The sequence below is a fragment of the bacterium genome, from assembly GCA_037143175.1.
Taxonomy (GTDB): domain Bacteria; phylum Verrucomicrobiota; class Kiritimatiellia; order CAIKKV01; family CAITUY01; genus JAABPW01.
Genome location: JBAWZF010000069.1, coordinates 1 through 11,728, shown reverse-complemented (window position 1 = coordinate 11,728; position 11,728 = coordinate 1). Strand labels below are relative to the sequence as shown.

At 48.6% G+C, this 11,728-nt stretch carries 15 protein-coding genes; 10 read left to right on the top strand and 5 right to left on the bottom strand.

The features are described 5' to 3' along the window. The 3 genes from WCI03_14090 to WCI03_14080 all read left to right on the top strand — a co-directional run. A partial coding sequence (locus WCI03_14090; GenBank protein MEI8140982.1) for an addiction module antidote protein occupies window positions 1-271 on the top strand: 271 nt, incomplete at its 5' end. A gap of 300 nt (window positions 272-571) precedes the next feature. After that, a complete protein-coding gene (locus WCI03_14085) occupies window positions 572-892 on the top strand; it encodes a nucleotidyltransferase domain-containing protein (GenBank protein MEI8140981.1) in 321 nt (106 codons plus the stop codon). Further along, window positions 876-1,268, top strand: a complete 393-nt coding sequence (locus WCI03_14080; protein ID MEI8140980.1) for a HEPN domain-containing protein — start codon at window positions 876-878, stop codon at window positions 1,266-1,268. Before WCI03_14085 ends, WCI03_14080 begins: the two co-directional genes overlap by 17 nt. Before the next feature lie 155 nt (window positions 1,269-1,423). Here the strand turns inward: WCI03_14080 and WCI03_14075 are convergent, their stop codons facing one another. The 4 genes from WCI03_14075 to WCI03_14060 form a co-directional block, all read right to left on the bottom strand. Next, entirely contained in the window at window positions 1,424-1,759 is a 336-nt protein-coding gene (locus WCI03_14075; protein MEI8140979.1) for a nucleotidyltransferase domain-containing protein, read from the bottom strand. Between the two features lie 142 nt (window positions 1,760-1,901). Continuing rightward, on the bottom strand, window positions 1,902-5,387 hold the full coding sequence (locus WCI03_14070) for an InlB B-repeat-containing protein (GenBank protein ID MEI8140978.1): 3,486 nt from the start codon (window positions 5,385-5,387) through the stop codon (window positions 1,902-1,904). Then, window positions 5,387-5,626 (bottom strand): hypothetical protein, encoded by a 240-nt coding sequence (locus WCI03_14065; GenBank protein ID MEI8140977.1) that lies wholly within the window; start codon window positions 5,624-5,626, stop codon window positions 5,387-5,389. Before WCI03_14065 ends, WCI03_14070 begins: the two co-directional genes overlap by 1 nt. Window positions 5,627-5,633: 7 nt before the next feature. Then, the gene (locus WCI03_14060; GenBank protein ID MEI8140976.1) at window positions 5,634-5,840 is read right to left on the bottom strand and encodes a hypothetical protein; all 207 of its coding nucleotides are present in this window, start codon (window positions 5,838-5,840) and stop codon (window positions 5,634-5,636) included. A 551-nt stretch (window positions 5,841-6,391) separates the two neighbouring features. Here WCI03_14060 and WCI03_14055 point away from each other — a divergent pair. Further along, window positions 6,392-7,222 carry a DUF1566 domain-containing protein gene (locus WCI03_14055; protein ID MEI8140975.1) on the top strand — a complete coding sequence of 277 codons (831 nt, stop codon included), beginning with the start codon at window positions 6,392-6,394 and terminating at the stop codon, window positions 7,220-7,222. 16 nt (window positions 7,223-7,238) lie between these two features. Next, window positions 7,239-8,084, top strand: a complete 846-nt coding sequence (locus WCI03_14050) for a hypothetical protein (GenBank protein ID MEI8140974.1) — start codon at window positions 7,239-7,241, stop codon at window positions 8,082-8,084. A 229-nt stretch (window positions 8,085-8,313) separates the two neighbouring features. Here WCI03_14050 and WCI03_14045 read toward each other — a convergent pair whose 3' ends face one another. Continuing rightward, the gene (locus WCI03_14045; protein ID MEI8140973.1) at window positions 8,314-8,730 is read right to left on the bottom strand and encodes a DUF3825 domain-containing protein; all 417 of its coding nucleotides are present in this window, start codon (window positions 8,728-8,730) and stop codon (window positions 8,314-8,316) included. A 118-nt stretch (window positions 8,731-8,848) separates the two neighbouring features. Between WCI03_14045 and WCI03_14040 the strand changes: the two genes are divergently transcribed. The 5 genes from WCI03_14040 to WCI03_14020 all read left to right on the top strand — a co-directional run bounded on the left by WCI03_14040 (window position 8,849) and on the right by WCI03_14020 (window position 11,625). Continuing rightward, the gene (locus WCI03_14040; protein MEI8140972.1) at window positions 8,849-9,304 is read left to right on the top strand and encodes a hypothetical protein; all 456 of its coding nucleotides are present in this window, start codon (window positions 8,849-8,851) and stop codon (window positions 9,302-9,304) included. After that, a complete protein-coding gene (locus WCI03_14035) occupies window positions 9,301-9,903 on the top strand; it encodes a hypothetical protein (GenBank protein MEI8140971.1) in 603 nt (200 codons plus the stop codon). Before WCI03_14040 ends, WCI03_14035 begins: the two co-directional genes overlap by 4 nt. A gap of 182 nt (window positions 9,904-10,085) precedes the next feature. Next, window positions 10,086-10,892 (top strand): ComEC/Rec2 family competence protein, encoded by an 807-nt coding sequence (locus WCI03_14030; GenBank protein MEI8140970.1) that lies wholly within the window; start codon window positions 10,086-10,088, stop codon window positions 10,890-10,892. Window positions 10,893-11,020: 128 nt separating this feature from the next. Beyond that, window positions 11,021-11,317 (top strand): type II toxin-antitoxin system RelE/ParE family toxin, encoded by a 297-nt coding sequence (locus WCI03_14025; GenBank protein ID MEI8140969.1) that lies wholly within the window; start codon window positions 11,021-11,023, stop codon window positions 11,315-11,317. 8 nt (window positions 11,318-11,325) lie between these two features. After that, entirely contained in the window at window positions 11,326-11,625 is a 300-nt protein-coding gene (locus WCI03_14020) for an addiction module antidote protein (GenBank protein ID MEI8140968.1), read from the top strand. Window positions 11,626-11,728: the final 103 nt, after the last annotated feature.

Here is an 11,728-nt window from a genome sequence, read left to right as displayed (position 1 = left end):
CTTTTCATCAGATTTAATTCAGGAACGGCACACGGTCATAATTCGGTTGGCAACACTCGGCGACATTGCGCGTGCCAAGGGTATGACACAGGTGGCCCGGGATACCGGCCTTTCACGCGAAAGTTTGTATAAAGCATTATCTGGTGACCGCAGCCCTGGCTTCGATACGATTCTCAAAGTGATAGGAGCATTAGGGCTTGAATTACACGCTAGTCCGGCCCACGCATTTGCCGCCCGGTTCGCGGGTCAGTCAGCAGCATATCGAGCGTGAGTGTGGCGGCCTTCTCGTCAGGCAACGTGGCGAGGCAATACAGAACGGTTGGGTCCAAGCCCTCAAAAAACCGAAGCGCTTCGGTTTTTTTCCGATGAACCTGGTGTCACCGGCATGTAATTCTGAGTGATTCCAGCAATTCACAATTCCAGGGACATACTAATTGAGGTCTTTCGCCATTTGGGTTTATGCCAAGGAAAAATCACCACCGTTCTCTGAAGGGGAGGAATGACCAGTCGCCGCAGGTATGAGCGCGAGATTTCTCATGGAACTTTCCCATGCTCAGTGTATGATATCCCCATGATATCCCGGAACGACATCACAAATTACGTGGCGGCCTTGGCAGGTCAATTCGCCCCAGAGCGCGTAATCCTCTTTGGATCCTACGCCAGAGGAAACCCACATGAGGATAGTGATGTGGATATGCTGGTCATTATGAATCACGACAAGCGCAAGGATGTTGAGCAAGCGGTTGCCATTGATATCCAGCTTCAACGGAAGTTTCCTCTAGACCTGATTGTCCGCCGTCCATCAGAAATCAAAAAGAGGTTGTCGATGGGCGATATGTTTTTGAGCACTATTCTCAAGGAAGGCGTGATTCTACATGAACGCCATCCTTAACGAATGGATCGAAAAAGCGGAAGAAGACTATGGTGTGGCCATTCGTGAACTCCGTGCGCGTAAGAACCCAGCCTTTAACGCTATCTGCTTTCATGCCCAGCAATGTATCGAGAAGTACCTGAAAGCGACTCTGACCAAGCAAGCCAAGCCATTCACGAAAACGCATGACCTCGATGCACTACTAAACGCCAGTCTGGATCAATTCCCCCTTTGGGCCGGAATGAGTGCAGACATGAAGCGTCTATCGCAATATGCTGTACAATTCCGGTATCCTGGCGAATCCGCAGATCGCCCTGAAGCCGTTCTTGCGGTAAAAACGATGAAGCGCTGCCGCATGGAAATCCGGCAGACTTTGGGATTGCACGAAAGCGATTAGGGCGCGCACCAAGCCTCGCAAAATGAATGGTACTCCGAGGGAGGAACTACCTGCTGGCTCAGGCCATGCATGACGGTACCCTGTGTAAGATGGACCAGTATTAAACTTTGCCTGCCGCCATAATCTCAGCAAAGGCCCCATTGAAAATCAACGCCTTACGAACAGTTTGTCCCTTGGCGCCCCTTGTCATATAATACCTTACCATCTTCCAAAATGGTCGTTATGAAGGAATCCTTCATCTTCAATCTCTGGCGGGTTTCAACGGGGGTTTTGACGATTAGATCAAGAGGGAAAGACCGATTAATCCGCTTTCGGATGGTTAACGCCTGATCAACGTTTCGCCCTTTGTGAGACATAATCACCAGCAAATCAACATCACTGTCTTCATCGGCTGTTCCCCGGGCGTACGAGCCAAACAATACCACCCGATCCGGCTTGAATTCTTCAGCCAGTTTTTTCACATAGGTATTGATGTCTACCGTGTCAACCATGCCGAAATGCTACTTCACTTTCTTACTGAAATCAAGCAGGAGCCGAAATCCTTCCTGAATCCATATTGATAATCAACTACTTACAGACATATTGCCTTTCCCTTGGCGATCTTCTATTGGGACTGGGGGATCATCCGCCCAATTACTCGTGCACGCCGACTTTATAGAAATACGAACCTACACCCTGAACTGAGTCAGTGTAGACGTTTTCAGGGGGCCTGGCTGGCATGTTACTGGCGTCAGGGAAAACGGTGAAAGGGGTTTCCCCCATCAGATTTGTGGCCCGGCTCAGGTCGTAGAACCGGTTGGATATGCTAGGCCACCGGATAACCATTCCCTGTCCAGATGAATCCGATTCGCTACTGGTAAACCGAAATACAGAATTACTGTCCTTGGGATTGCACCCTGTAAGCCATTCCTGCCAATTCAGCATGCCATCACTATCCGAATCATTCGTCGCGGCGAATTCAAAATTGTTAGTCCAGCCGTATTGCGCAAGCCAGCATTCTGGGGTGCTGGTATTGGTTGTCAGATTCTCCGCAAAGGCGACATATATTAGTCCAGTCGTCGTCACATTGTTCCATGAAGAAGTATAGACAGACTTATTATTCGCTACGCTCACTCTTATACCGTTAGTAAAAATGCTTTCAATGTGATAGTACGCATCCGCCTTAACAACGAAACTCGTCGTTCCGCCATAAATCACATCTGTCATATGATTCGGTGTCACAGTACCATGAGGGCCAAACAATATCTCAATAGCCGGGTTATAGATAAACGCGTTGGACTTTATTGTGACACCAAAACTCTCGGAATAAACCTTTACCTCACCGGGACCAGGTGTACCGCTTCCAGCGGCTACGACCACTTGCGTTCCACTTTGATCAATAATATTACTTGCCGATACACCGCAGATTGTAACATTCGTTATATCAGCCCCACTACCAAGGTTAATACCGGAGATGACTACTTGATAGCCACCAGTAAAACTACCACTGGACGGAAGTATCCCTGAGCCAGGCATCCACCTCGCTATATAGGATATCGCACTGCCACCAGCAGACGTGAAATCACCACCTGCATATAGACTCGTGCCGTCATAAGCCAATGCATCGACACTGCCGTTCATGCCACTGCTGAGGGATGACCAGCCGGTAGTTGGGCTCCATTTCGCGATGTTATTCGCTGCAATACCACCAGCGTTAGTAAATACACCTCCCACATATAGGTTCGTCCCGTCAAACAACAACGCATTCACGCTAGCGGAAATACCATTCACACCACTGCCGAGGGATGACCAACCTGTAGTTGGGTTCCATTTCGCGATGTGGCTCGCGGCACTAGGACCTGCGGTCGTGAAAGCACCTCCTACATACAGGTTCGTCCCATCATGCACCAACGCTGCCACATTGCCATTGACGCCAGTACTGAGGGGCGACCAGTCAGACGTTGGGCTCCATTTTCCTATGCGATTCAACAGTGCGCCGTTGTATGAGTAAATGAACTGGCCACCTGCAAACAGATTCGTCCCGTCGTTCGCCAATGCAGCCACATTGCCATCCAGGTCGTGACTAAGGGAAGACCAACCAGTCGCTGGATTCCATTTTGCTATACAGCCCAGCGATAATGAACTCCCCGTCAGGAACACGCCGCCTGCAAACAGGTTTGTCCCCAAATAGGACAAGGCATTCACACCGTCGTCCAGACCATTACCGAGAGACGTCCAGCCAGTCGTTGGACTCCATTCTGCTGTGTTGTTCGCTGCAATACCGCCAGCACCAAAGAAATCACGTCCTATATAAAAATAATTACCTCCTACATAAAGATTCGTACCGTTATAGGCCATGGCCTTCACACTGCCGTTCACACCATTGCTGAGGGACGACCAGCCAGTCGTTGGGTCCCATTTTGCAATGCCGTCCACTGGGATACTAGAGCCACTGCTCGTGAACCCCCCCCCCACATAAAGGCCCATTCCGTCATATGCCAATGAACGTACTCTTTTGTTTATAGGTACATAGGCGTTGCCGAGTTTAGTCCAAGAGTACTGACCCGTATACTCACCGCTGATCACGCCCTTAGGGTTCACAATGTAAGCCTTTGATAATGTGGTATCCCCGAGAGAAGTAGACCGAACAACGACATCCAGGCCCCCAGACACACCTACCAGAGGAACCCTAATCGACACCCAGTTTGTTCCTTGATTTCCGATGATCGCGTCCACTCCGCCGATTGTCACATTTATAATATCGAAGCCATCACCTATACTGGGCACCGTATTTGTTATACAGACCGTGTTACCCCCAGCAAAGGGACCTTTGCTTGGAATAACCGTCCAGGTCTGAGCATTTGTCGATTCGTCGAGCCAATAGTTCGTTGACCATAACCATGTAACTGATGAATTATTCATCATTGTGAATATCCCGGTATTCGTTCCAGTACCTGATGACGGTACGCTCCCCGACCCGACCCAACCAATGCAAACGAAATGATTAGACACACCTTCCGAAATAGGGGAATTCGTGACGGAAGCAATCACAACTGTTCCATCAGAAAAGTAACTAGTTCCATCTGGAGGAATTGCATTGGCTAATGGCGTCGTCACATCTAGTGTATAAATGTTAATTGCCCATTTCGCGTAAAGGGTGTGAGCAAAAGCATTCGTCGCTGTCGTCAAAGATGTTACTTGCGCCCCTGCCCCACCTGCACTAGTAAACCATCCCCCGAAAGTGTATCGCGATCTTGTCGGAGCGGGCAACGACCCATAGGCCGAATTGTAAGTGACAATTTTAGTACTCGGCGATACTGCCCCACTTTGCGCATCGAACGTCACAGTGTAACTGTTACGAGTCCATTTCGCGTAAAGCGTGTGGTTTGCCGTATTCGTCACTGTCGTCAAAGATGTTACTTGCACCCCTGCTCCTCCTGCAATAGTAAACCACCCCGCAAAAGTATATCCATACCGTGTTGGAGCGGGCAACGACCCATAGGCCGAATTGTAAGTGACAATTTTAGTACTCGGTGATACTGCCCCACTTTGCGCATCGAACGTCACAGTGTAACTGTTACCAGTCCATTTCGCGTATAATGTAATAGCCGTTACAAAGTTAAATACTGACGAAGGAAATATTTGTACTCCCGTCCCGCCAGATCCAGTCCACCAACCACTAAAGGCATATCCAGTGCGTGTCACTGTTGGTAGCGAATCAAAAGTGCTGCCATACAAAATACTTCTCGTTGACGGATTGTATGCACCACCTTGCGAATCGTACCCGACACTATAAAGCTTTGCTTCCCACAATGCAGTTAAGGAGTGATCATAATTAAATGACACATACGTACCTGAACTGCAAGAATCTCCGTTAACATTGTACCAAAGTTGAAAGGTATACCCGACCTTAGTTGGTGTAGGAAGGGCACCATAAGTTTGACCGTATATAACTGTTTTTGATGCGGGACTTACCGAACCTCCATTAGGGGCAAACGTAACGGTAATCGCTTGTACATTTGTGGCAGTAGCAAAGAGACAAAATGCATAGAAAAAAGCTGCTTTCATGCTTCGAAATCGAAAAAGATTATTAATGCCGTAATTCATCGCAATCATCCCGTTTTCAATCCGGTTTTTCATCAACAACTCTCATGCACTTTTTGCCATATGGTCTCGATCTTCAGCACTTCCCCATCAATGGCAACACTTGTGGCCCTCTTTTTTATTGCATCTATGACTATCAAGCAGTTTGAGTCGGAGAGCCATGTTGGAGCATTTCGACACACAACTATATCCCCATTTACCTTTTGAGTTAATTGTCCAGTAAAAGCAGTTCCGCCACGCCCTGTCACCATTACAATGCCGTTAATTTCCTTCATGTAATTATTAACCTGGTAGCGGTAAAGCCTTAGTAATCCGCACAATAGTGTCTGCGGAGATATTCTTTTTATTATTATCAGCATCGATGATCTGTATTGTAACGCCCATGACAGGATGTTCTCCTACTTTCATCCATCTACAGTAAATCATTGTATTGTTATGAAAAAAGATATTACAGGGAGCCGTGTGGATCTTAATTTCATCAATCGTCATTATTTTCCTCTTTTAATGAGCCGTAATGTCACCTGACACAATGAGGTAACGGGTAGAATTTCAGATTACGCCTTACATGATTCACCCAAAAGCCTACCTTGTCGAGCCTGTAATTGAATTCCCCGCACTCATCCGAAAACTAAACGAATCCATAATCAAACCTGGTTTGATCTCCACGCCCATCCCCCACCATTTCAGAGACATCCGCCCCTATACACCGCACCGGCATCATGAAAATCCAGCAGGCATGACTCCAACAAAAACTCAACCGCCCACACACCCGGCATGACACCAACTCCTCAGCTTTCCTAACCAACAGTTGGCTTTTTGAAATCCAAGCATCACCAATTCAACTTCCCCCGCGCCCTGGACATCCTACAGAGCCGTATTAAGGAAGTAACATTCAACGAGTTGGCAGGGAAGCTCAGGCATCGAGTTAACAGAAAGGGAACAGGAGGATGGACACGGCCAGAAAGATGGTATATTTTGCCGAAAGAATAGCTAAAGCATGTCTACATCTGATTCACAAAGGACTGAAGGAGAAGGCTAGTATGATCCCAAGTTTTATATTTACAACCTTGTTCACTTTATTATTGCTAACAAGCAGATCACCAGCAGGGAGTCTGGATCCTACTAATGCACCCGGACCCACCATGCACACTCTTGAGGAGATCTATCAGAAACAGGTTGATACCGCCCAGAAAGTTACTGCATTTGTATCGCCACAGACGCTGTCATCCACAACAACAGCGATGTCGGCGGGCTATTACGCGGCGACAAACCTGACGATGGTGGACGTGGACCTGGCGGCAGTGAACATCAGGAAGAACGTGACAATATTCGGCGTTATTGGAATATTGAGCACGAATGCGGGAGCTAGCGCCTATTATGCTGCGGTTCCGAAGACGGGACAGACGATCTCCTATGTGGCGGGGGATGATGGCGACTTAGAAAAGGGGGTGGTTTTACCGAGTCCTCGATTCACAGATAATGGCGACGGGACGGTGACGGACAACCTGACTGGGCTTATTTGGCTGAAGAACGCCAACTTTAAGGCGGGCTCACGCACATGGGCAACTGCCCTGACGGATTGCGCCACACTAAACAGTGGCGAGGGTGGTCTGACCGATGCATCGGTGGAGGGCGACTGGCGGCTACCGAACGTTAAGGAACTGGAGAGTTTGATTGATTTTGGTAGTTACAATCCCCCGCTGCCGGTGGGCCATCCGTTCACTGGCGTTCAGGGGGGTACCTACTGGTCGTCTTCTACGCGCAAGGATGATACGACCGGCGCGTGGATCGTGTACTTGAACAGTGGCAACGTGGCCTACACCAGTAAGGCGGGCGTAAGCTTTGTGTGGCCCGTCCGCGGTGGTCCGTAAAAGTAGGGCTTAGTTAATGATTGCAAAATCCAAAAGCCTACTTTTAGCCCCCACACTGGGGTTCTTGTTATCAACCACAACATGGGCCTCTACCGGCATTGACCCTACCAATAAACTTGCTTGGGCAGAAAACACAGGATGGGTAAATGCCTCACCCACGAACCAAGGCATAACGATTCATTATAATGGAACAAGCGGATACCTATCTGGGCTTACCTGGGGCGAGAACATTGGATGGATTAAACTAGGCAGTGACCCGGGTGGCCCCTATGCCAATACAACTGCCACAGACTGGGGTGTGAATCTTAACGCAGCTGGGAATCTCTCTGGACTTGCATGGGGTGAGAACATCGGGTGGATCAAATTCAATTCTGCCAGCAATCAGGTGACCATCAATATGATCACAGGGACTTTTGATGGTTACGCATGGGGTGAGAACATGGGCTGGATCCATTTCAGAGGCACTGCACCCGATTACAATGTCCGCACCATTGCTTTTGATACTCAATCATTGGGTACACCCAACTGGTGGATGACTCAATATGGCATCAGCGACGAGAACAACTTCGGCGTCAAAGGGACTCCCCTCTGGCAAGATTATGTAGCTGACACGGATCCAACGAACCCGGCTTCGCGCTTCCAAATATCAGTCATTTCGAACATCTCTCCACTCACCGTCTATTTCCCATCATCATCAAGGCGATACTACACTCTCCAGCGGCGCGAAAATCTTCAGACCGGAATTTGGTCAAACGTTACTGATCAGATCGGTGTTCGAGGTGTAGGCGGTCTTGATTCATTGCAGGACACCACGACAGGATCCCAACAGTTTTATCGGGTTGAAGTAAATGTGTCGCCTTAAGTCACGCACCTGTCCCCACACCCAAGTTCATCAGACTAAAACAAAGACTTTCCCGACGATTCGCCACCCTGTTCCCATTACGGCAGAGGCTAATACGACGGTTTTTTGAAATTGAGAAATGATCCGCAATAATTCAACCCCGCCTGGTGCCAGCCATTCCGAACCTTCTGGTCACCCAAAAACCAAACTTAGTTTGGAAATGGCTATTACCCCGAATGGTTTAACGACCCTACCCCATCAGGTTATCGGCATGAATACCAGCCATACTGCTAGAACGAGGATCGGACTCAGATCTGTCATCTATTTCTTGGATGATATTTGGAGTCAGCCAGTCGCTATCAGGCCTCGCTATCAGTCGAGCATTATTGTACACCCAGTCTAGTTCGAGAATCGTACGTCCGACGTATGCGCCTCCTTCACGTTCCACCGCGAACCGAGGCTTGGGGCAAGCAGGAGCGTCTGAATCCAAACTGGGTTTGGAAATGGCCTGCCTGGTGGTTCTCCCCTGTTTCGATACTGCCGACTGCGCTGTGAAGCATGGATTGGCGAGTTCACCGGGTGCGATTATGTCTTGGCCGGACTGAGATTGATGGAGGAAGTGGGAGAGTGGGTGAGGCTGTCGGAGGGATGGATGGGATGTGGGCATAAAGCTGGACTTTCAAAGTCGTGAGCAGAAAATCATCACCCCTCTTTTCTCAATAATTCGATTCATCATTCAACCGTTTTTTCAGTAATGTGAATGACACAAAACGAACAGGAGACACATGGACAAGGTTAAATTGCTTACTGATTTTATTCGAGCAAAAGCGGAGAGCCAAGCTTCATCAAAGAAGCCCATCGACTGGGATGCGAGGAAAAACAAATGGATTACTCAAATCGACGCCTTATACGGCACTATTCGGGGGTGGCTTAAACCATTGGAACAGGAACAAGTGTTAAGCTTTCTTGAAACAGAGATTTCTTTGGAAGAGGAATACATTGGCAAATATACGGTCAAGGCACTTACTTTACTTGTCGGCAATCAGCGCGTCTCATTTTATCCTAAGGGCACGTTGATTATTGGAGCCGATGGCAGGATTGATATCAAGGGCCAAAAAGGTGTGCGCACTATTCTTGTTAATAAAGGCAATTGGACTCTTTATGAAAAGACCCCTAAAATCAGGTTTATTCCTTTCAATCAACACTCATTTCAAACCGTTCTTAAAGAGGTAATGGAATGACGGCATCGATTAACCCTATCCAGATTCATCTGGACGAAATCTTGGAACACTATCAAATTGTCCGTGACAGCATTGTTAAAACTGCCGAACAAACAAAATCATTGCTCACCTCAAGCACCGTTCCTCCTGACCATCCCTTTTTCGGCAAGAGTGTTAACGAAGTTTCCAAGTTCTATTCCGATAAACTTGAAGAAACAGACTGCCAAACGAGCCTCTTCATAGTTGCATCAGCAGAAGCCGCCTTGCGGGTTGATTACACACAAAGGGTTGATCGGAAGAAAAAGGATTCTATTAGTCGGGAGTTCAGAGCGATTGACAAAGCTAATAGCGACAAAATCAGCCTTGATAATCACATTCTTGATACACTGGCCAAACAACACCCAACCGCTAAAGCCAGTGTAAGTCAATTACGGGGCGCACTGCATTATCGGCATTGGTTAGCTCATGGGAGATACTGGTATCTACTTGGACAAAAATACGACCCTTCTGGTCTTGCAAAAATAATTACTACATTGTTTCACAAAATAGGTCTGAATACCTCCCCGCCCTTACCTCGCACCAAATCTCAAACCCTAGTTTGCATTCCACCCGAAAACTAACCAGCAGGTGGCTTTGGTTATAGCTCCCCACCATCAAACCGCAGTTTACCCACCCCCTGCTCACCCCTATCAAATTCATAATGACCACGCAGTCACTTCCACCCTAAACCTTCATTACAGCCAATGTTTATAATACCGCTATTCATATTCCATTTGTTATAGAGTTTATAATAAGTATCCACGTGATTATTTACTTGGGAGTCGTGATCACCATCCTCGCGGCCTGCGGTCTTCCCCGCACACGCTGGGTTCCTTTTATGGCACCACTGCTGATCCTTTATACGGTTATGACGGGACTTCAACCCAGCGCGGTCCGGGCCTGCATCATGGCAATTGTCTATTGGCTCGCCCCACTACTGGGCCGCAAGCCCGATATTTTCACGACCCTAGCGGCCTCGGCCATCATCATCCTGGCCATGCAGCCAGAGGATCTCACCAATATCGGCTTCATCCTCTCCTATACTGCCGTCCTCGGCTTGGTGCTGTATTGTCCGGTCTTTTCCGGTTGGCTCAAAACCTTCTTCGCCAAGGACTCACTGAAACTTGAACCCGATCCACCCTGGCAAACCAACCTCCGCGCCCTGTGGCATCACTTCAGCGACCTCCTTTCCGTCTCCCTGGCAGCCTGGCTGGTGACCATGCCACTCACCATCCTTTTTTTCGGAAATTTCTCCCCCATCGGACTCCCCGCCAACTTGCTCGTCGTCCCCCTCTCCTCCCTCGTCATCATCACTGGGGTGTTGTCACTCACACTGGGTTCCTTCGCGCTATTCTTTGCCGATCTTTTCAATCACGCCAACTTGGCATTGATCGTCCTAATGACCGAATCCGCCAGATGGTTTGCATCCATTCCCTATGGCTACATGAAGGCTCTGCACATCCCGCTTTGGGTGGTGCTGGGGTTTTACGGGGTACTTGTGGGGATTCGTTTCATGATCTGGGTTTATGCCAGGGAGAAGCCCAATACGCCCATTGAGGAAGACTCCTGATCTGCTTCCTCTCCCATTTTTGTCCGCCGTAGCCTTGGCGAAGGAGGAGCGGGAGAGGATTGAGGTGACCGATATTGTAAAATTGACAATACAGAGAGTTGACAACATGTATCCTTGAGGCTACCATCATGAGCAGAATTGAAATACGTAAAACAGAAGTTTTCACCCGTTGGATGGATGCCTTACGCGACATTCGTGCCAGAGCTCGCATCCTCGTAAGAATAGAGCGTCTGGCAACAGGAAATGCGGGAAATGCAAAACCAGTTGGGGCGGGCGTTTCTGAACTGAGAATTGATTATGGACCAGGTTATCGAGTTTACTTTAAACAACAGGGCCATGCTGTAATTATCCTTCTGGCTGGTGGAGACAAGCGAACACAACCTACAGACATTAAAACCGCATTGCATCTTGCACAGAATCTATAGAGGGCAATATGAGCAAAACGAAAACCAGCCGTTATGACGTAGCCGAACACCTCCGCAATCCCGAGGAAATGGCCGCTTATCTTGAAGCCAGTTTAGAGGAAGCCCATGGTGATGCCGCATTTATTGCCAAAGCGCTTGGTGACATTGCCCGCGCCAAAGGCATGACACAGGTGGCCCGGGATACGGGCCTCTCACGCGAAAGTTTGTACAAGGCATTATCGGGCGACCGTGGCCCTAGCTTCGACACTATTCTCAAAGTAATGGGTGCCCTGGGGTTGGAATTGCACGCAGGTCCGGCCCACGCGTGACGTTTTACCGGAAGCGGGTTGGCCGGTATTGATCTCTGCCTGATTCCCTTACACTAGCATCCCATAGCCATAGTTGAAACGCACGCACGCCAATCCGGCGAAA